The sequence below is a fragment of the Geothrix sp. genome, assembly GCF_030219325.1.
Classification (GTDB): Bacteria; Acidobacteriota; Holophagae; order Holophagales; family Holophagaceae; genus Geothrix.
The window spans coordinates 1,550,373-1,567,839 of record NZ_CP126625.1 but is presented as its reverse complement, the minus strand read 5'-3'; the positions used below and the strand labels follow the sequence as shown (position 1 = coordinate 1,567,839).

23 protein-coding genes are annotated in these 17,467 nt (G+C 68.7%); 8 read left to right on the top strand and 15 right to left on the bottom strand.

From position 1 onward, the window contains the following. The first annotated feature begins 90 nt into the window (after positions 1–90). The 4 genes from QOZ81_RS07060 to recR are packed head-to-tail and all read left to right on the top strand — an operon-like array spanning position 91 to position 2,497. Positions 91–1,005, top strand: coding sequence for a thiamine-phosphate kinase (locus QOZ81_RS07060; protein ID WP_291199505.1), 915 nt, complete (start codon positions 91–93; stop codon positions 1,003–1,005). Beyond that, the gene (locus QOZ81_RS07055; RefSeq protein WP_291199508.1) at positions 1,002–1,583 is read left to right on the top strand and encodes a DUF2062 domain-containing protein; all 582 of its coding nucleotides are present in this window, start codon (positions 1,002–1,004) and stop codon (positions 1,581–1,583) included. The genes QOZ81_RS07060 and QOZ81_RS07055 overlap by 4 nt, the downstream gene beginning before the upstream one ends. A 4-nt stretch (positions 1,584–1,587) precedes the next feature. Further along, the gene (locus QOZ81_RS07050; RefSeq protein WP_291199512.1) at positions 1,588–1,890 is read left to right on the top strand and encodes a YbaB/EbfC family nucleoid-associated protein; all 303 of its coding nucleotides are present in this window, start codon (positions 1,588–1,590) and stop codon (positions 1,888–1,890) included. Between the two features lie 4 nt (positions 1,891–1,894). After that, the gene (gene recR, locus QOZ81_RS07045; RefSeq protein WP_291199515.1) at positions 1,895–2,497 is read left to right on the top strand and encodes a recombination mediator RecR; all 603 of its coding nucleotides are present in this window, start codon (positions 1,895–1,897) and stop codon (positions 2,495–2,497) included. Here the strand turns inward: recR and QOZ81_RS07040 are convergent. Then, positions 2,494–2,775, bottom strand: coding sequence for a 2Fe-2S iron-sulfur cluster-binding protein (locus QOZ81_RS07040; protein WP_291199517.1), 282 nt, complete (start codon positions 2,773–2,775; stop codon positions 2,494–2,496). The genes recR and QOZ81_RS07040 overlap by 4 nt on opposite strands. 176 nt (positions 2,776–2,951) lie before the next feature. Between QOZ81_RS07040 and QOZ81_RS07035 the strand changes: the two genes are divergently transcribed. Further along, entirely contained in the window at positions 2,952–3,944 is a 993-nt protein-coding gene (locus QOZ81_RS07035; protein WP_291199520.1) for a quinone oxidoreductase family protein, read from the top strand. Here the strand turns inward: QOZ81_RS07035 and QOZ81_RS07030 are convergent. The 5 genes from QOZ81_RS07030 to QOZ81_RS07010 form a co-directional block, all read right to left on the bottom strand. Further along, positions 3,934–5,343: a cryptochrome/photolyase family protein gene (locus QOZ81_RS07030; RefSeq protein WP_291199522.1), complete on the bottom strand. Its 1,410-nt coding sequence runs from the start codon at positions 5,341–5,343 to the stop codon at positions 3,934–3,936. The genes QOZ81_RS07035 and QOZ81_RS07030 overlap by 11 nt on opposite strands. An 80-nt stretch (positions 5,344–5,423) precedes the next feature. After that, positions 5,424–6,344: a hypothetical protein gene (locus tag QOZ81_RS07025; protein ID WP_291199525.1), complete on the bottom strand. Its 921-nt coding sequence runs from the start codon at positions 6,342–6,344 to the stop codon at positions 5,424–5,426. 86 nt (positions 6,345–6,430) lie between these two features. Then, positions 6,431–6,772, bottom strand: a complete 342-nt coding sequence (locus QOZ81_RS07020) for a P-II family nitrogen regulator (protein ID WP_291199528.1) — start codon at positions 6,770–6,772, stop codon at positions 6,431–6,433. A 9-nt stretch (positions 6,773–6,781) separates the two neighbouring features. Then, complete coding sequence (locus QOZ81_RS07015; RefSeq protein WP_291199531.1) at positions 6,782–8,104, bottom strand: ammonium transporter; 1,323 nt, start codon at positions 8,102–8,104, stop codon at positions 6,782–6,784. Positions 8,105–8,235: 131 nt separating this feature from the next. Further along, a complete protein-coding gene (locus QOZ81_RS07010; protein WP_291199534.1) occupies positions 8,236–8,748 on the bottom strand; it encodes a YqgE/AlgH family protein in 513 nt (170 codons plus the stop codon). 43 nt (positions 8,749–8,791) lie between these two features. Between QOZ81_RS07010 and QOZ81_RS07005 the strand changes: the two genes are divergently transcribed. Then, positions 8,792–9,589 carry a hypothetical protein gene (locus QOZ81_RS07005; protein ID WP_291199537.1) on the top strand — a complete coding sequence of 266 codons (798 nt, stop codon included), beginning with the start codon at positions 8,792–8,794 and terminating at the stop codon, positions 9,587–9,589. 3 nt (positions 9,590–9,592) lie between these two features. Here the strand turns inward: QOZ81_RS07005 and QOZ81_RS07000 are convergent, their stop codons facing one another. From QOZ81_RS07000 to QOZ81_RS06960, 9 genes are all read right to left on the bottom strand, one after another. Then, positions 9,593–10,654, bottom strand: a complete 1,062-nt coding sequence (locus QOZ81_RS07000; RefSeq protein ID WP_291199539.1) for a PLP-dependent cysteine synthase family protein — start codon at positions 10,652–10,654, stop codon at positions 9,593–9,595. 85 nt (positions 10,655–10,739) lie between these two features. Then, a complete protein-coding gene (locus QOZ81_RS06995) occupies positions 10,740–10,961 on the bottom strand; it encodes a hypothetical protein (RefSeq protein WP_291199542.1) in 222 nt (73 codons plus the stop codon). Further along, entirely contained in the window at positions 10,952–11,428 is a 477-nt protein-coding gene (locus QOZ81_RS06990; RefSeq protein ID WP_291199546.1) for a MogA/MoaB family molybdenum cofactor biosynthesis protein, read from the bottom strand. The genes QOZ81_RS06995 and QOZ81_RS06990 overlap by 10 nt, the downstream gene beginning before the upstream one ends. Positions 11,429–11,438: 10 nt before the next feature. After that, a complete protein-coding gene (gene purE / locus QOZ81_RS06985) occupies positions 11,439–11,936 on the bottom strand; it encodes a 5-(carboxyamino)imidazole ribonucleotide mutase (RefSeq protein ID WP_291199549.1) in 498 nt (165 codons plus the stop codon). Between the two features lie 79 nt (positions 11,937–12,015). Beyond that, positions 12,016–12,429 carry a hypothetical protein gene (locus QOZ81_RS06980; RefSeq protein WP_291199552.1) on the bottom strand — a complete coding sequence of 138 codons (414 nt, stop codon included), beginning with the start codon at positions 12,427–12,429 and terminating at the stop codon, positions 12,016–12,018. A 96-nt stretch (positions 12,430–12,525) separates the two neighbouring features. Next, the gene (locus QOZ81_RS06975) at positions 12,526–14,211 is read right to left on the bottom strand and encodes an N-acetylmuramoyl-L-alanine amidase family protein (protein ID WP_291199555.1); all 1,686 of its coding nucleotides are present in this window, start codon (positions 14,209–14,211) and stop codon (positions 12,526–12,528) included. Further along, positions 14,199–14,747, bottom strand: coding sequence for a hypothetical protein (locus QOZ81_RS06970; RefSeq protein WP_291199558.1), 549 nt, complete (start codon positions 14,745–14,747; stop codon positions 14,199–14,201). The genes QOZ81_RS06975 and QOZ81_RS06970 overlap by 13 nt, the downstream gene beginning before the upstream one ends. Position 14,748: 1 nt before the next feature. Further along, complete coding sequence (gene rdgC, locus QOZ81_RS06965; protein WP_291199561.1) at positions 14,749–15,360, bottom strand: recombination-associated protein RdgC; 612 nt, start codon at positions 15,358–15,360, stop codon at positions 14,749–14,751. After that, positions 15,357–16,277, bottom strand: a complete 921-nt coding sequence (locus tag QOZ81_RS06960) for a PP2C family protein-serine/threonine phosphatase (RefSeq protein ID WP_291199564.1) — start codon at positions 16,275–16,277, stop codon at positions 15,357–15,359. Before QOZ81_RS06960 ends, rdgC begins: the two co-directional genes overlap by 4 nt. A gap of 156 nt (positions 16,278–16,433) precedes the next feature. Here QOZ81_RS06960 and QOZ81_RS06955 point away from each other — a divergent pair, with 156 nt between their 5' ends. Both QOZ81_RS06955 and QOZ81_RS06950 read left to right on the top strand, forming a co-directional pair. Beyond that, positions 16,434–17,300 (top strand): 3-hydroxyacyl-CoA dehydrogenase family protein, encoded by an 867-nt coding sequence (locus tag QOZ81_RS06955; protein ID WP_291199567.1) that lies wholly within the window; start codon positions 16,434–16,436, stop codon positions 17,298–17,300. Continuing rightward, positions 17,297–17,449 (top strand): hypothetical protein, encoded by a 153-nt coding sequence (locus QOZ81_RS06950; protein ID WP_291199570.1) that lies wholly within the window; start codon positions 17,297–17,299, stop codon positions 17,447–17,449. The genes QOZ81_RS06955 and QOZ81_RS06950 overlap by 4 nt, the downstream gene beginning before the upstream one ends. Positions 17,450–17,467 lie beyond the last annotated feature (18 nt).

Here is a 17,467-nt window from a genome sequence, read left to right as displayed (position 1 = left end):
CCAACCAACCTAGCATCGCCAAGGCCCGGGACCAAGCATCGCCTGGCCTCCTGGGCCGTGGGAGACTGGAAGTGTGACGGAGGTCCTTTCATGCCCCTGATGGAGACGGGAATTCTTGCCCGGATCCGGGACCTGCTGCCCGGCGGTGGGGACCTCCTGGACGACTGCGGGGCCCTCCCCGCCACGCCACCCGGCCAGACCTTGCTGGTGACGACGGACCTGATGGAGTCGGGCCAGCACTTCCGTCTCGACTGGCATCCGCCCGACCTGCTGGCGCGGAAGCTGCTGGCGGTGAACCTGTCGGACCTGGACGCCTCCGGGGCCCGCCCCTTCGGCTACACCCTGACCCTCGCCCTGGGGCCGGAGGTGGAGGCGCCCTGGCTCGACACCTTCCTGGCAGGTCTGGCCGCCGCCAGCCGGGAGGCCGAGGTGCGGGTCCTGGGGGGCGACACCGTGGGGCGACCTGCGGGCCTGGGGCTCGGCCTGACGGCCTTCGGCTTCGCGCCCCGGTGGCTCCGGCGGGATGGCCTGGAATCCGGTGACCGGATCTTCGTGGACCAGCGGCCCGGCGCCAGCCTGCGGGGCCTGCGCAAGCTCCAGGCCGGGTGGCGCTGGGATCCAGTAAACCCCGACCCCGACCTGGCGGTCCATCTGGCGCCCAGGCCCCGCCTGGGCCTGGGGGTTCGTCTGGGCGCGATGCCGGAAGTCCACGCCTGCCTGGACCTGTCCGATGGCCTCAGCCGGGATCTGCGGAATCTGGCGGAGGCCTCGGGTCTCAGCATCGTCGTGGACCAGGATCTGGACGAGGATGCCCTGCGCGGCGGCGAGGACTATGCCCGCTGCTTCGGCACTTCCCTGCCCCAGGCCGAGCTGGAGGCCAGGCTGGGCCTGGCACTGATCCCGGTGGGCCGGGCCGTCCCGAGGGGCCCGGCGCCCCTTCTCGTCTATGATGGAGGGGCGCCGCGCGCCTTGCCGGACCTTGGATTCGACCACTTCGCCCCATGACTGATGCCGCAGCGCCGCCCTCGCCCATGCCCGTTCCCGCGCCACCCCCCAGGGGGGTCTGGGGCCGCCTGAAGGCGCACATCCTCCATCCGGAATTGAGCCCCGAACAGGTGGCCTGGAGCTTCTGCCTGGGGCTCTCCATCGCCTGGAACCCCCTGCTGGGACTCCACACCGGCATGGTGTTCGCGTTCTGCCTCATCTTCCGGCGGCTCCACCGGCCCCTGATGATCATGGCCATGCTGATCAACAACCCCTGGACCATGGTGCCCATCGCCACCGCCAGCACCTGGGTGGGCAACCTGGTGCGCGGCCGCTTCAGCAGCGCCAACCTGGCCCGGGTCCAGTGGCATGAGATCGGCTGGCGGAGCTTCCTGACCTGGGACGGTTTCGACGCCATGACCACCATGCTGCGCCCGATCCTCAAGTCCTACCTCATCGGCGGCTTCATCTGCACCGTTCTCGCCCTGCCCATCGGATACTTCTTCATGCTCTGGCTGGCCAGGCGGCTGCGCCGGATCCATTGGCCCCACCTGCACCACGCATCCTGCCCACCCCACGACGTCCCCCCCGGAGGCTGATCCCATGGACATGCGCTTTCTGATGAAACAGGCCCAGCAGATGCAGGCGAAGCTGGCCGAGACCCAGGCCAACCTGCGCGTCGAAGGCACCGCCGGCGGCGAGCTGGTGAAGGTCACCCTCAATGGCTCCAAGGAGCTGATGGGCCTCTCCATCGCCAAGGACGCCCTGGATCCCGAGGATCCCTCCATGCTCGAAGACCTGCTGCTGGCCGCCTTCCGCGATGCCACCACCAAGGTCGACGAGACCATGAAGAAGCAGATGGGCGGCATGGGCGCCGGCCTCAACCTGCCCGGCCTGGGGCTGTAACGGGATGAAGCTGCCGCCGCCCCTCGAGGCCGTGGTCGAGAGCCTCCAGAAGCTGCCGGGGGTGGGCTCGAAGTCCGCCCAGCGCATGGCCCTGCACCTGCTGAAGGAGGGGCCGGAGGCCATGGCCCACCTGGCCCACCAGCTGCAGCAGGCCGCCGAGAAGGTGGGCTTCTGCGGGACCTGTGGAGCCTTCACGGACCAGCCCACCTGCCCCATCTGCCTGGATCCCCGCCGGGATCCCGCCAGCCTGGTCATCGTGGCCGAAGCCTCCAACGTGCTCAGCTTCGAGCGTAGCGGCCACTTCCGGGGCCGCTACCACGTGCTGGGCGGCCTCATCTCCCCCCTGCGGGGCGTGGGCCCGGATCAGCTGCGCATCCGCGAGCTGCTGAAGCGCCTGGAGGATCAGGCCATCCAGGAGGTCATCCTGGCCACCAACCCCACGGTGGATGGCGAGGCCACCGCCAGCTGGCTGGCCCGCCTGCTGGAACCCATCGGCATCCGCACCACCCGCATCGGGCTGGGCCTGCCCATCGGCAGCGACCTCGAATACGCCGACGAACTCACCTTGGATCGCGCCATGGAAGGGCGGCGGGTCGTCGGTACTTAGTACTTCACGCTGACGTCGCCCCGGGCCCAGGTCTGGCAGGCGAGGCGCTGGTCGGGGTCGGCCTTGAGGGCGAGGAGCACGCGCGTTTCCGCCGCGCCCTTCTCGCTGAGGTGCTCGGCGCCCTCCACCACCGTGACGAGGCAGGTGCCGCAGCGGGCATGGCCCCCGCACCGGTGGTTCAGCGGCACGTTCGCCTTGGCGCTGGCGGCGAGGAGCGCCGTCTCCCGGTCGCATTCCGCGGCACCAGGCGTCTTGCCGTCGAATCGGATGGTGTGCATGGGTTACCCGTAAGTCATTAACGCAGAAGGAATAAAAAACCGCTTACTCATTACTCTATCAGGGCGCCCCCCCGACTGCGGACCCCCGGGATTGCTTGGAGATGGGACTAACCTGATCCAGGAGATGGTTCCGGTCGAGGTTCCCCTACGCGGCCCGGGACGTCAGGAGGCCCCATATGAAAGCCCTCACCTTCAGCCACTATGGTGGCCCGGAAGTCATGGAATGGCGCGACCTCCCCGATCCCGTGCCCGGAGGCGGCGAGGTTTGCGTGCGCACCCGGGCCATCGGGATGAACTTTGCGGACTGCTACCGCCGCCAGGGCCGCTACCACCAGAAGGGCGAAGCCCCCTGGATCGCGGGCTATGAGGCGGCGGGCGAGGTGGAAGCTCTGGGCCCGGGCGTGACCGGGTTCAAGGTGGGCGACCGGGTCGCCTTTGCGGACTCCCCCTTCGCCCATGCCGAACGGGTGATCGTCCCCCTCGCCAAGCTCATCCCCCTCCCGGACGACATCCCGTTCGAAACCGCGGCGGCCCTGCTCCTGCAAGGGCTCACCGCCCAGTACCTCGTCCGGGACAGCCACGCCATCCGGGAAGGCGACAGCGTGCTCGTCCACGCAGCTGCCGGGGGCGTGGGCCTGCTGCTCGTGCAGATGGCCACCCTGCTGGGGGCCGAAGTCATGGGCATCGTGTCGAAGGAATCGAAAATCCAGCCGGTCCTGGCTGCGGGAGCGAAGGAAGTGGTCCTCTTCGGCGCGGATTGGCCGCAGGCCTCCCGGGATTTCCGAAGCAGGGTTGACGAGACGGGCATGGTGCTCAGCGAGGGTGTGGACGTGGTCTACGACAGCGTGGGTTCCACCCTGCAAATGAGCCTGGAGGCGGCCCGGACCGGTGGCCACGTGGTGTTCTTCGGCATGGCCGGAGGCGATCCCGTGCCCGTGGATCCACGCTACCTGATGGACACGAGCAAGAGCCTCACCGGCGGCGACCTCTGGAACGTGCTCCGCACCCGGGAAGATCGCCTCATGCGAGCGGACGAGCTGTTTGATTGGGTGCGCCGCGGTCACTTGAAGGTGCACATTGCCGCCCGGGTTCCCCTGGCCCAGGGGGCCGAGGCCCATCGGCTCTTGGAATCCAGAACCACGACCGGCAAAGTCCTGCTCATTCCTTAATCCGGCCCAGATGCCCTTTCGCCGTGGCCAGGAACCGCTCCCGAGCCAGGGCGTGATCCACGATGGGTTCGGGGTAGTCGAGATGGGCCCGCTGGCCCCGGGGCAGCTTCCAGGGTTCGTGGATGAAGGCCACAGGGCAGCCGCCCAGTTCAGGCACCCAGCGCTTCACGTAGGCGCCCTCCGGATCGAACTTCAGCCCCTGGGCCACGGGATTGAAGATGCGGAACCAGGGCTGGGCGTCGCAGCCGCAGCCCGCGCTCCATTGCCAGCCGGCGCTGTTCTGGGCCCAGTCGCCATCCGTGAGCCACTTCAGGTAGTGGGCCTCGCCCAGGCGGTAATCCAGCAGCAGGTGCTTCGTGAGGAAGCTGGCGGCCACCATGCGGGCGCGGTTGTGGACGAAGCCCTCGGCCAGCAGCTGCCGGGCGGCGGCGTCCACCACGGGGTACCCCGTGCGGCCTTCGCTCCAGGCACGCCAGTCGGCTTCATCTTCGCGCCAGGGGAAGCCTGTGAAATCCGCACGGAAGGGGGCTTTCAGCAGCTCCGGCCACTCCCAGAGCAGGTGATGGCTGAACTCCCGCCACAGCAGCTCGTTGAGGAAGCGCCGCCCGGATTCGCCGGCTCCGGCTGCCGCGGCAGCCTGCCAGACTGCGCGGGCGGACAGGGTGCCGAACTTCAGGTCGGCGCTGAGCCGTGACGTGCCCGGGCGATCCATTCGGTCGCGGTCGGTCCCGTAGTCGGCGATGGGGCCGCTCACAAAGGCCTTCAACCGGGCCCACGCGGCCTTTTCGCCACCGGTCTGCAGATTCGGTTTCAGAGGCAGACCAAGGTCCGCCAGCGTCGGGATCGGCGCCGTCTCGATGGCGAGTCCCTCCGGCAGGGGCGGCAGCGAGCGGGGCGCTGGCAGCGCCCGATCCAGATCCAGCCTCGCTCCGGCGGCCCTCGCGAAGGGCGTGAACACCCGGAACATGGCGCCCTGTCCGTTCCGCACGGAACCCGGTGGCAGCAGGGTCTCCCCTTCGAAGAGCCGGAAGGCGATGCGCTCCCGATCCAGGGTCTCGGCGATCCGACGATCGCGCTCGCGACCAAAGGGCTCCACCCAGCGATGGACCAGCACCTGGTCCACCTTCCACTGCGCCGCCAGTCGGGGCAGCACCTCCCCGCTGCGCCCAGACACCACCACCAGGCGCGAGCCCAGGTGCGCGAGATCGGCCTCCAGCGCCCGCAGCGAATCCAGCAGGAACTGCATGCGGTGGGGCAGCTCCCGGGCCCGCTCCGGCGCGAAGAAGAAGGGATCCAGCACGAAGAGCGGGATCACCTCGCCCGCTGCCGCGGCCCCGGTCAGCGGTGCGTGCTCCGCCAAGCGGAGGTCCTTGCCCCGGAACCAGACGATGGATCGCATGCCTCGAAGCCTACCCTGTCCCATCTGCTGCGAAGGTCGGGGAAACCTGGACTGGCCGGTCCCCCGCACAGGGGATCCCGTCAGGGAAAGGGCGAGTCGACTCGCTTCAGCCAGGCCTCCCGCCAGAGGAGGGGCATCTGCCGGGCGCAGCCCATGTACTTCCGGCAGGTCGTTCCCGCCAGGATGACGGTGTCCTGGACCGTGCGGACCCGGCCGGTCTCCTCGGCGAGAATGGTCTGGACGCGGCTCTGGACCAGCAGGCGTTGGCCGCAGAAGCCGTACATGTCGTTGCTGAAGGCCAGCCCCTTGTGGCATCCGTGAAGGTCCAGGGTCTGAAGGACCTCCTTCATGCTCTTGACCTCCACCCACTCGCCAGCCCGCAACCCCAGGGGTTCGGGGGCCGGATTCCGGGCGGCCCGCAGGAAGGGCAGCCGGGTGAGGAGCAGCAGTTCAACCTTGCGGACTCCGGCATGGTGGAGCATCCGGATCACCCCGGGGACCGTGAAGGTGCCCGCCCTCACCAGGTGGAAGTACTCGACGGGATTCCACTTCGAGTGGCCGCGCCGGGTCGCCCGGCCCAGGTCCGTGCCCTGGCAGAAGAAGACGGCGGGGTCCGCCCCCCTGGACGAGGACAGGGCAACCGGGGACGCGGCTGGCGGCGGAGTTCCCGCCAGGCGGGGGCGCGGGCCCTCGACCTTCCTCAGCCAGCGTTCCTTCCAGAAGAACATGCAGCCCAGCTGGCAGCCCCCGTGGGCGGCACCGTCGCAGCGCAGCCCCGCCAGCACGACGCAGTCCCGAAGGGCCCGGATGGGCTCGGGCTCTCCAGGCGGCAGGGCGCGGACGCAGGTCCGATCCGCCCGGACCTGGACCTGGAAGACCAGGCCGCAGAAGGCCAGCATTTCAGGCATGAAGGGAAGCGCTTCGAGGGTGGAGTCCATGTCGAGGGTGGCCAGGATCTGCGCCGCCGACAGCACCTCCACCCAATCTCCAGGAAACAGCATGCGGGCTCCGGTCTCCAGGCGAAGATACTCCTTCCGGGGGGCGATTTGAACTCAAAGCCCTCGCCGCGATGGGAAGGGGGAGGCCCTCAGATGGCCTGGCCGCCCCGCTCGCCGGTGCGGATGCGGATGCACTCCTTCAGGTCCTGGACGAAGATCTTCCCGTCGCCCACCTCGCCCCCGCCGTGGCGGGCCGTGCGGATGATGGTGTCCACGGTGATGTCTTCGAAGGCATCGTTGCAGGCGATGGTGATCTGCACCTTGGGGATGAGGTTGGGCACGACCTTCTTGCCCCGCTGCACCACGATCTCCTGCTGGCGGCCGTGGCCGCTGACGCGCAGGACGGTGATGCGTTCGATCTCCGCCTCGATCAGGGCCTCGCGGACCTCGTCGAGCTTCTCTTCGGGAATGATGGCGGTGATGAGCTTCATGGGAGCTCCTTAGTTCAAGTTGTTCAGGCCGTAGGCCCGTTCGCCGTGGATCTCGTGGTCGAGCCCGGTCTTCTCCACTGCCTCGGCCACGCGGAAGCCCACGAGCTTCTCCACCAGCAGGGCGATGAGCAGCGTCATGCAGACCGAGAAGAGGATCGTGGCGCCCGCGGCGAAGGCCTGCACCTTCAGCTGGGCGAAGAGGCCCCAACCTGGGGACTTGGCCGCGGCCTCCGCCCACCAGGAATCGCGGATGAAGAAGGTGAGGCCCAGGGCGCCGACGATGCCTCCGGTGCCGTGGATGCCGAAGGCATCAAGAGAGTCGTCATAGCCCAGGCGGTTCTTCAGCAGGATCATGCCGAAGCAGGCGCAGGCGGCGATGGCGCCCAGCACGATGGCGCCGCCCACCTGCACGACGCCGGCGGCGGGGGTGATGACCACCAGACCCGCCAAGATGCCCGAGGCCATGCCCAGGCTGGTGGGCTTGTCGTCCCGGATGGTTTCGATCAGCACCCAGGTGAGGGCGCCGGAGGCCGCGGCCACCTGGGTGACCGTGAGGGCCCGCGCCGTCTCCAGGTTGGAGGCGATGGACGATCCGGCGTTGAAGCCGAACCAGCCCACCCACAGCAGGCCCGCGCCGATGAGGGTGAAGGTGAGGTTGTTGGGGGCCATGGCCGTCTTCGGATAGCCGTGGCGCGCCCCGAGGAACAGCGCGAGGGCCAGGCCCGCAGCGCCGGAGGAGATGTGCACCACCGTGCCGCCGGCGAAGTCGATGGCGCCCTTGGCGCCCAGGTTGAAGAAGTAGCCGTCCGACGCCCAGACCCAGTGGCAGAGCGGGCAGTAGACGAACAACACCCAGAGCGTGATGAAGGCCACCCAGCCGCGGAAGGAGATCCGTTCCGCCACGGCTCCGGCGATGAGGGCCGGCGTGATGATGGCGAACTTGCCCTGGAACATGGCGAAGGCATATTCCGGCACGCCGGCCGGCAGGATGGTGTGGTCAATGCTGCGCAGCAGCACCAGGCCGCGGCTCCAGCCGATGAGACCGCCCAGGGCGTTGGGCCCGAAGCTCAGCGCGTAGCCCACCACGGTCCAAAGGACGCCCACCACGGCCATGGCCGCGTAGGAGTGCATCATCGTGCCCAGCACGTTCTTCGTGCGCACCAGGCCACCGTAGAACATCGCCAGGCCCGGCACCATCAGCAGCACCAGGGTGGTGGAGGTGAGCATCCAGGCGGTGGCCCCGGAATCGTTCACGGGACCGGTCCCCTGGGCGCAGAGGGGAAGCCCCGCGCCAAGCATCAGGGTGAGCGAGAGGATGCGCTTCCAGGTCATCGGGTCCTCCGGAAAAGGGCTCGTGAATCCAACGGGCGGTCGGGCTATAAAAAAATCCTATCCGGAAGGCCCGATTCGACGCCTCAGTTATGCCCCACCCATTTAGATTTCTGATGGACCCATAACTGCCGTCACCCGCTGGCTTCGCTGCCCAGCGCCACCTGCCACAGCCCCGTGGGATCGGGATGCATGAGCCATTCGGAGACCACCGGTCGGCGCGTCCAGGCACCCATCTCCAGCTCCTGGTCCAGCTGGCCGGGGCTCCACCCGGCATAGCCCAGGAAGAGGCGGTACCGGGCCATCGGATCCCCCAGCAGGGCCACCAGCAGATCTTTGCGATGGCTCACGAAGTGGGTGAGGTCCACCACCGTGTCCTCTTCCTCGGGCAGCCCCCCCTGCACCAGGAGGATGCCGCGCTGGGGATCGACCGGCCCCCCGCGCCAGGCTGTGGCTTCCTCGGAGCCGAGGAAGGCCATGTCACCCTCGGCACAGACCTGCGCCAGGGCCAGCGGCAACGGCCGGTTGAGGATCAGGCCCAGGGCCCCCTCCTCGTCGTGCTCCACGATCAGCACCACGCTGTGCAGGAAGTTCGGATCCAGGAGCGCGGGGCTGGCCACCAGGAGACAGGGAGCTTCATACGACATGATGCCGATGATGATAGCCGAGCGCACCAGCTAGGCTGGAGGGATGCGTACGCCCCCGCCTTCCCACCTGGGTGCCCTTCCGAAAGGGCTCAGGCTGCTCCAGCGCCATCCCTGGCAGGTCCTCGGCCTCGCTGTCCTGGCGATGCTCCTGTCCCAGCTGGGCCCGGCCCTGGAGCTGGCCGCGGGGGCGGGGCCGAACCCTCTCTTCCAGACCATTTTCGGATTCGTCGGTCTGCTGCCATTGGAGATGTATTTCATCCCTCGCCTTCAAGCCCAACTGGACGCGGAAGGTCTCAACAGCCCCTTGAACCCACTCGCGTCCTGGGGCCCTGCCTTTGATGGACGATGGCTCCCGGCCTTCCTGGCCAGACTAGGCATCGGCCTGGTCCTCGGCCTCTTCTTGGTCACCGGCCTCGGCATCGCCCTCGGTCTCGGCCTGCCGATCGGCATCGGCCTGATGCTCATTCTGGTACCGACCATCGTGCTCATGACGCTGGTCGGCTGGGCGCCCACGCGCATGCTCCTCCGGGGAGACAGCTTCCTTTCGGCCCTGAAGTGGAGTCAGGCTGCGATGGCCCGCCACTGGCCCAGGATCATCCAGGCTGTGCTGGCGATGCTGCTGGTGGTCATGGTCTACCTCGGCCTGGTCGGCTGGGTCATGAACCTCTTCATCCCTGCCGCTGACCCCGAGAAGGTTCTGCCGGCGGTCCTGCGCCTGAAACATCCCGCTTTCTGGTTCTTCAATCTGACAGGCGGGCTCCTCAACCTCTGGCTCAGCTGCGCCCTGCTGGCGCTGTACCAGCGGCTGGAGGCCTCCGTCCAACCCCCGGCGGGCGCCTGAGGCTCAGCAGCCGCAGCCGGGGGGGACGACCCCGCCCTGGACACAGACTTCGCAGACGCGGATGGCCTGCCCGATCCCCAGCAGTTCGACCTGGGGACTGAGGAAGCCTTCCTTGACGGGCTCTTCCTTCATGAGGTCCGTGGACAGGTACTTCTTGTTGCTGTCGCTGAAGACCGTCACCACCACCGCGTCCTGGCCGAGGCGGTCCTGGGCCTGGAGCGCGGCCAGGAGGTTCGCGCCGCTGCTGATGCCCACCCCGAGGCCCCGGCTCGCCAGCTTCTGGGCCATGAGGATGGCGTCCCCGTCATCCACGGCCAGGATGTCGTCCAGCTGGTCCAGCTTCACGATGGCGGGGATGAACTCATCGGAGATGCCCTGGATGCGGTGCTTGCCGACCTTGTGCCCCGTGTGCAGCGTCGGGGAGTTGGCGGGCTCGACCGGATGGATCCGGATGGCGGCATCCATGCCCTTGAGAAACCGGGCCACGCCCATGACCGTGCCGCCGGTGCCTACGCCCGCCACGAAGGCGTGGGGCTGCAGCCCCACCGAGGCCAGCTGGGCCCAGATCTCGGGGCCGGTGGTGGTGGCGTGGGCCTCCACATTGGCATCGTTGGCGAACTGGCAGGGCAGGAAGGCGTCGGGCATCGCCTCGGCCCAGGCCTCGCTGAGCCGGATGGATCCGAGGAAACCACCCTCGCCATGGCTCACCAGGCGGACCTCCGCTCCGAAGGACCGGATCAGATCCTTCCGCTCCTGGCTCATCCAGTCGGGCATGAAGATGGTGACGGGGTGTCCAAGGGCCCGGCCCAGGGCCGAAAAGGAGATGCCGGTGTTGCCGCTGGTGGCCTCGGCGATGGGCGCTCCCGGCTTGAGGGCGCCACTTTCGTGGGCCTGCCGCAGGATGTGCAGGGCCATGCGGTCCTTGATGCTCCCCGTGAAGTTGAAATTCTCGGCCTTGGCGTAGATCCGCCGCAGCTCGCCCTTGTACCGCAGGTCCAGGGCCAAAAGGGGGGTGCGACCGACCAGGCGGCTCAGGGTGTGCAGGGTCGGCTGGATTCCAATCATTCCGTGGCCTCGTGAGGGGTACCCCTCCACGATCTCACAGACCACCCGCTGGGGTGCTGGTCATGGAAGGCCAGCGCCCGGCCCTTTACACCTCGTCAGGGAAGTAGCCGGGGTCCTCGATTTCGACCAGCTCACCCGCCTCCAGCCCCGCCCGCTGCCCGGCCGTCAGCGCCGCCTCAAGCCACCTTGGATCGGTCCGCCCGTTCAGGAAATGGGCAGAGGGCTGCGCCGAGTCATAGTCCTCGCGCAGGCGCCAGAGGTGGACCCAGCCCACGTGGTTGATGCGGGCCCAGACCTTCATGTGCATGGTCCTCCGGCCTCGCCCTCCTTGCGGAGGACGGCCACCGCGTGGATCAGCAGGGGCCAGGCCAGCTGGATCTGCTCCAGGGCCGCGGCGGGTCGGCCCGACAGGTTCAGGATCACGGTCCTCCCGGCGATGCCGCACACGGCCCGGCTGGCGAAGGCCAGCGGATGGCCGCCCTTGGCGCGGATCAGTTCGCAGATGCCCGGGGCCTCGCGCTCGATGACGCGGCGGGTGGCTTCCGGCGTCGTGTCCCGGGACCCGAAGCCCGTACCCCCGCAGGTGAGGACCAGGGGCGCACCGTCTGCCACGGCGCCATGAAGGTCCTGTTCCAGCAGGTGCGGCTCGTCCGGCATCAGCGAGGCGGTCACGGCCTTCACGCCCTGCCCCTTCAGCCAGGAGGTCAGCATCGGTGTGGACTGATCCTGGTACTCGCCCCGGGAGGCGCGGTCCGACAGGGTGATGAGGTGCACGCGCTCCATGTCAGGGCATCACGAGATCATCGTCAGCCAGGGCCTTCTCGGTCTGGGCCTGGCGGTAGGCGAGGTACCGCTCGCGGATGGCGGCGTCGCCCAGGGCGAGGATGGACGTGGCCAGCAGCGCGGCATTGATGGCGCCGGCCTTGCCGATGGCCAGGGTGCCCACCGGGATGCCCGAGGGCATCTGCACCGTGGAGAGCAGCGCATCCATGCCCTCCGTGGCCCAGCCCTTCATGGGCACGCCCAGCACCGGCAGGTGCGTCTTGCTGGCGCAGACGCCCGCCAGGTGGGCCGCCCCGCCGGCCGCCGCGATGATCACCTTCATGCCCCGCCCTTCGGCGCCCTTGCAGAACTCGACCACCTTCTCCGGCGTCCGGTGCGCGCTGGCCACGTGGGCCTCGCAGGGAATGCCCAGGGCCTTCAGCGTCAGCGCCGTGTGCTGCATGGTCTCCCAGTCGTTCTTGGAGCCCATCAGGATGCCCACCAGGGGAGTCGTCGTCATGGATGCCTCGGGGAAGTGCAATGGGAACGGATCAGGGAAGGGCCATTCTAGCGGAGGGGGCCTCTCCTGGCGAAGGCCCTCAGCGCCTCACCCAGCTCAGCACCCACAGCACGCCCAGCAGGGCGAGGGCGTCGCGTTCGGTGGGGTCCATGCGCTCATTCCGGAGGGCGAGCTCCTCGGGACCGGGACCACGCATGACGACGCGGTGGGTATCCCGGGCGGGATCCTCCAGCAGCACCCAGTCCGGGGCGGTGCGACCCACCACGGCGGCGCCGATGGGCAGTGGGCCTGGCTTCCAGCGGATGTCGAGGGGTTCCCACAGGCCCGCGTTCATGAGGCGCCAGGGGCCCTCGGCAGGCGCGGCGGCCAGCTCCAGCACCGCGTCCCGGTCCAGGAACCGCACGATGAGCCGGGCCTGGGGCGGCGGCGCGGGCTCAGGTCTGCGGCAACCGAAGCCGGCAAGCAGGAGCATTACCACCAGCAGAACCCGCATGAGGCCTCCCGTTCCCAGTGTGATCCCACTCCATGGCTTCTCCCAACGGTACAAAGGGCACCTTTGTGCCGCGGGGCCGCCTCATGGGTGGACCCCTTATTTCCGGTAGTACGCCCGGATGGCATTCACCACCGCCACGGCGTACCGCTCACGGAAATCGGGATCGCGCAGGTTGGCGGCATCGTCCTCGTTGGTGAGGTTGGCCACTTCGATGAGAGCCTTGGTGGCGCTGCTGCTGTAGCGGAGGACCGCCGGCACCCACTTCCCGCCGCCACGGTAGATGACATTGCGGATGGGCCGGTTGGCGTGGACGGGGATGCGGTCCTTCTGGAGTGCCTTCAGCAGACCTTCGGAGAACTGCCGGCTGCGGGCCTCGCCCTGCAGCTTCTCCTTGCCGCTGAAGGCCACGCGTGTGGAGCGTTTGGCCTCGGCCACATGGCCGGTCTTGGCGCCGCCCAGAGCGAAGGTGCTGGGCACCAGGGTTGCACTAGGGACGTAGACCATGGAGCCCCGGGCCGAGGGATGCAGGCTGTCCGCGTGGAAGCTCAGGAACAGCGTCTTCTGCGCGTCCCCTTTCCCCTTGCGGAAGGCGGCGAAGAGGTCGTTGGCCAGCACCCAGCGGAGGTGGACGCTCACGGCCGAAGGGCTTTCGCCATCCACCGCGAAGGGGGGCGTGGTGAGGATCTCCGCGGCGCGGCTGGGGGTGCGGATCTCCTCACGGCTCTTGAAGCCCAGACCCGGGTAGCGGATGGTGCTGCTCACCTGGGCGTCGGTCTCCTGCTCGAGGAGGCGACGCACGCGCATGGCGATGTCGTAGACGAAGTCGGATTCCCAGATGCCGTTGGCCTGGGCGCCGGAATCCACGCCGCCATGGCCCGCGTCGAGGATGATGCGCACGCCCTTGAGCTTGGGCCCCGCCTCGACACGCACCGTGCGGCGCACCTCGGCGCGCACTTCGCGCTCCTCCGCCAGCGCCGAGCTGCCTTCGGACTGGAAGGGATCCGCCAGGAAGGCCACGGGGATCTTGATGAGCTGGCCCGGCTGGATGCCCCGCACGTCGGTGATGCCGGTGCGCTTGGCGATGCGGTCCGCCAGCTCGTTCACGCCCTTGGGGTCCACGCGGTCCGTGTAGCGGATCACGACGCTGGAGTACAGCGCCTCCCCCTTACGCATGCGGTAGGCCGCGTACTTCCCCTGGGCGTCCTCGCCAAAGGACAGCAGGGCGCGGTAGGCCGCCACGCGCGCCTCGTCGTCCAGGTCGTCCTCGGGCTGGGTGCGGTCGGGTCCCTTCCCCGCACCACCCAGGTCCACCGACAGCAGGGCCTTGGGGATGCGCCAGGTGTCGCCCTCCCGGAGCTTCTCCGGCAGGTCGGGGTTCGCCGCCATCACCTTGTCGTAGTTCTGCCCGTGGCCCGTGAACAGCGCGGCCATGGTCCAGACGGATTCCACGTCGGGGTGGCGGATCCGGTGCCGGACCTCATCCTGACGCCACTGGTCCTCGGGAAACAGCGCGGCCAGGGCCCAGCGCTTGCCCTCGGGGCTGAGGCCTTCGAAGGGCACCCAGCCGCCGGGATCCGCGCCCTTGCCCAGAAAGGCGCGGGGCAGCGCCTTCCCCTCCACGCTGAGGCCTCTCCGGAACTGCAGGCGCAACAGGATGGCCCGGCCATCCGGCGTGCGCGCATGGGACAGCACGGGTGCGGGGTCCTGCGCCGCGAGGACGGCAGGCACGGCCAGCAGCAGGCCCGCCAGGCCCATCGGCCGGAGGGACCTCAGGCCTCCCACGGGGCCTCGCCCGTGGGCAATGCCTCGCCGGTGCGGCCGGCACGGACCCAGGCGCGCATGGCCTCCTGCAACCCCTCCGAATCACCGGCGCGCTCATGCAGGAATCGTTTCAGACGACGCTCCAGGTGGCCTGCGCCCTCCTCCAGCAGGAAGATGCGGTCGTGGAGCCGCTCGTGGGGTGCCTTGCCGGTGCTGGGCGGCAGCTTCAGGGTGCCCATGTCCAGGGTGGCGGCATTGAGGGTGAACACCCACTCCAGGTCGCCGGACAGGATGCGCAGCTTCACCTTCGCGGGCCGCATGCCCCGGCCGAGGGCCTCGAAGGCCTCGCGACATTCGGACGGGTTGCCCTTGCGGAGGGAGATCTCCTTCACTTCGCCGCGCTCGGAGACGAGCTGGATGGCGTCATCCACGAAGCAGCCGGAGCCATCGCCATCCTCGCCGCTGGCGCCGCCTTCGGTCATGCTGCGCATCCAGAGCCAGAGCAGGAATTCCTCTCCGAGGAAGCGCCCTTGTTCCATGAGTTCAAGAGGCTTCACCTCAGGCCTCCTCGAGTTCGAGATCCAGGGGATCCAGCGCCATCAGGGCTTCCACGGACAGGTCCGGACAGAGCCGGCCCGACAGCACCAGGGGCGCCAGGGGGTGGATCTCGCAGCCGAAGGACTTGATGAACAGGGTCGTCAGCGCGCCCTGGGCCTTGCTGGACGAGGCCGTGGTCCAGAGGATGCCGCCCTTGAGATCCCAGGCCACTTCCACCACCTTGGGCGTGGGCAGCACCTTGCGCAGCAGCTCGACCTTCACCTCGTCCGCCAGGGAGATCCGCGCCTCCTTGCCGATGAAGGCCAGGTCCTTCTCCTTCTGCAGGCTCTGCAGCCGCAGGTCCACGTGGGCCTTCAGCAGGGATGGCGGCACGCGTCGGGTGTCGATGCGCAGACCGAATACCGCGAAGCGCTCCTGGCCCACCCAGTCCTCGTCCGGCGGGGTGATGAGCGGGTTCCGCCAATCGCACCAGCCCATGCGCTCCTCCTCGAGCCCATCCTGGAAGGGGCGGAACTGGTCCTGCTCCAAGCCGGCCTGGAGGTCCTTCTCGTCGGGCACGGGGCCGAGCACCAGAAAGCGTTTGAGGGACACGGTCCCCTGAAGGATGCTCATGGGGCACCGCCTCCGAAAAACCTGCGGAACCGATCCCAGAGCCCCCGCCCGCGATGGTTCAGGCCGGGATGGACCAGATCGATCGCCTCGCCGGGCTTGGGCAGCGGCAGGCCGGGGTCGTTGAGGGTGAGAATCACGCCCGTGATGTTGTCGCGGCCCCCGTGCGCGAGGGCCTCGTCCACCAGCAGCTCCAGGCTGCGCCGGGGACTGAGCCCCTGGTTCAGCACTTCCTGGATCTGCGCATCGGGGACTTCCCCGTGCAGGCCGTCAGAACAGCAGAGCAAGCGGTCGCCCCGCCGGAGCGCGAGCCGCGAGAGGACCACCCGGAGTGGCTGGGGCGACCCGAGCGCCTGGGTGATCATGTTGCGCTGTGGATGGGTGCGGGCCTGCTCACGCGTGAGGCTGCCCTGGGCCACCAGATCATTCACCAGGGTCTGATCCTCGGTGATCTGGTGCAGCAATCCCTGCCTCAGCAGGTAGGCCCTCGAGTCGCCGATCTGGGCCACGTAGGCGCAACCGTTCCAGATGACCGCAGCCGTCAGCGTGGAGCCCATCCCCCGCGCCGTCCGGTCGTCATCCGAGTAGCGCAGGACCGCATCGCTGGCTTCCTCCACGGCCGTTTCGAGGGCTCCGAGCAGTTCACTCTCTCGGTCCTTGGCTGCAGCGAGGCGCCCCCAATGGCCGAAGAGGAACAGGGATACCGCAGCCAATCCCTCACGGCTCGCCACCTCGCCGGCCGCAGCTCCGCCCATGCCATCGGCCACGGCCACCAGGAGCCCGGACTCCCCCACCTTGAGGGATCGCGCAGGTCTATTGATGATGGGCTCATCGCCATCGAGTGCGCTCAGCAGGTAGGCATCTTCGTTGTTCTTCCGGACCTTGCCCGGATGCGTGATGGCGGCGTAGTCGATGAGCATGAGGATAGATGGCCCTGACAGGGGTGGGCGGGGTTGCGGTGGCGTACGGGCGGCCCTTTCCGTTCATCATAGCGGGTGGAGGCGCGATTCCATGACTGAAGGACCCCTTGGATCGGAACTTCTCGGCCTCCCCTCCACGGGACCCGGGAGCAGGCCTTGAGCGCCACGCTCGCCATCCTGGGCCCGGGTGTCCTGGGCCTGTCCACCGCCCAGTGGGCCGCTGAATGCGGACTGGAGACCAGGCTGCTGGGAAGAGACCGGGGGCACGCCGAGGTGGGCCTCAGGGAGATCCACCGTCGCTGGGACCGCGCCATCTCCAAAGACCGGATGAGCCCTGAGACGAGGGACCGCTGCATGGAAAGGCTCTCGGCCGCGGCGTTCTGCGCATCGGCCCTGGAGGGTGCTTCTGCATTCCTCGAGGCACTGCCCGAGGCCCCGGACCTCAAGGCCCCGGCCCTGTCGGCGGCCAGCACGTGGGGTTCCCCTGAGCTGCTGGTCCTTGCGGGCACATCCGCCCTCCCCATCACGGATCTGGCCCGCAGGGCCGGGGTCATGGGCCGCCTGGTGGGGTTCCACCTGTTCGTGCCGGTGCCCCGGATGGCCGTGGTCGAAATGGCCGTGCCGGAGGGGACGCTCCCATCCTGGGTGGACCGGGCCAGATCCCTGGGGGCGGACCTTCGGAAGCGGGTGGTGCAGGTCCGCGACCAGCCGGGCTTTGCCGCGGCCAGGATGGCCCTGGCCCAGGGGCTGGAGGCCATCCGGCTGGTGGAGTCCGGGGTGGCCTCCGCCGAGGACCTGGACGCCCTCATGACCCTCGGCTATGGGCATCCCGTCGGTCCCCTCGAGCTGTCCGATCGGATCGGCCTGGATCTGCGCCTTCGCATCGCCGAGGGGCTGCTCGCCAGCGGTGAGGAGCGGTTCCAGCCGCCGGGACTCCTTCAGGCCAAGGTGGCCGCCGGGCACACGGGCCTGAAAGGCGGGCAGGGCTTCCACGCCTGGACGGCAACCCGGAGACGATCATGACGACCCCTTGGCTGGTCTTCTGCGGAGCGCTGATCTTCCTCGTGATCTATGTCGCATATCGGATCGGCAAGCTTCTGCTGCGGGTCTTCATCGGCCTCGCCGCACTGGCTCTGCTAAGCTGGGGGCTCTGGAAATTCTTCCACTCCTGAATCCCGATTCCCGAGGAG

What these genes read in the sequence shown, in the direction of transcription:
- recR (WP_291199515.1), top strand. Translation starts at nt 1,895, where the DNA reads ATGAAGCTGCCGCCGCCCCTCGAGGCCGTGGTCGAGAGCCTCCAGAAG.
- QOZ81_RS07025 (WP_291199525.1), bottom strand. Translation starts at nt 6,344, where the DNA reads ATGCTGTTTCCTGGAGATTGGGTGGAGGTGCTGTCGGCGGCGCAGATC.
- QOZ81_RS07035 (WP_291199520.1), top strand. Translation starts at nt 2,952, where the DNA reads ATGAAAGCCCTCACCTTCAGCCACTATGGTGGCCCGGAAGTCATGGAA.
- QOZ81_RS07015 (WP_291199531.1), bottom strand. Translation starts at nt 8,104, where the DNA reads ATGACCTGGAAGCGCATCCTCTCGCTCACCCTGATGCTTGGCGCGGGG.
- QOZ81_RS07040 (WP_291199517.1), bottom strand. Translation starts at nt 2,775, where the DNA reads ATGCACACCATCCGATTCGACGGCAAGACGCCTGGTGCCGCGGAATGC.
- QOZ81_RS07000 (WP_291199539.1), bottom strand. Translation starts at nt 10,654, where the DNA reads ATGATTGGAATCCAGCCGACCCTGCACACCCTGAGCCGCCTGGTCGGT.
- QOZ81_RS07055 (WP_291199508.1), top strand. Translation starts at nt 1,002, where the DNA reads ATGACTGATGCCGCAGCGCCGCCCTCGCCCATGCCCGTTCCCGCGCCA.
- QOZ81_RS06960 (WP_291199564.1), bottom strand. Translation starts at nt 16,277, where the DNA reads ATGCTCATCGACTACGCCGCCATCACGCATCCGGGCAAGGTCCGGAAG.
- QOZ81_RS06980 (WP_291199552.1), bottom strand. Translation starts at nt 12,429, where the DNA reads ATGCGGGTTCTGCTGGTGGTAATGCTCCTGCTTGCCGGCTTCGGTTGC.
- QOZ81_RS07020 (WP_291199528.1), bottom strand. Translation starts at nt 6,772, where the DNA reads ATGAAGCTCATCACCGCCATCATTCCCGAAGAGAAGCTCGACGAGGTC.
- QOZ81_RS07060 (WP_291199505.1), top strand. Translation starts at nt 91, where the DNA reads ATGCCCCTGATGGAGACGGGAATTCTTGCCCGGATCCGGGACCTGCTG.
- QOZ81_RS07050 (WP_291199512.1), top strand. Translation starts at nt 1,588, where the DNA reads ATGGACATGCGCTTTCTGATGAAACAGGCCCAGCAGATGCAGGCGAAG.
- QOZ81_RS06950 (WP_291199570.1), top strand. Translation starts at nt 17,297, where the DNA reads ATGACGACCCCTTGGCTGGTCTTCTGCGGAGCGCTGATCTTCCTCGTG.
- purE (WP_291199549.1), bottom strand. Translation starts at nt 11,936, where the DNA reads ATGACGACGACTCCCCTGGTGGGCATCCTGATGGGCTCCAAGAACGAC.
- QOZ81_RS07010 (WP_291199534.1), bottom strand. Translation starts at nt 8,748, where the DNA reads ATGTCGTATGAAGCTCCCTGTCTCCTGGTGGCCAGCCCCGCGCTCCTG.
- QOZ81_RS07030 (WP_291199522.1), bottom strand. Translation starts at nt 5,343, where the DNA reads ATGCGATCCATCGTCTGGTTCCGGGGCAAGGACCTCCGCTTGGCGGAG.
- QOZ81_RS06995 (WP_291199542.1), bottom strand. Translation starts at nt 10,961, where the DNA reads ATGCACATGAAGGTCTGGGCCCGCATCAACCACGTGGGCTGGGTCCAC.
- QOZ81_RS07005 (WP_291199537.1), top strand. Translation starts at nt 8,792, where the DNA reads ATGCGTACGCCCCCGCCTTCCCACCTGGGTGCCCTTCCGAAAGGGCTC.
- rdgC (WP_291199561.1), bottom strand. Translation starts at nt 15,360, where the DNA reads ATGAGCATCCTTCAGGGGACCGTGTCCCTCAAACGCTTTCTGGTGCTC.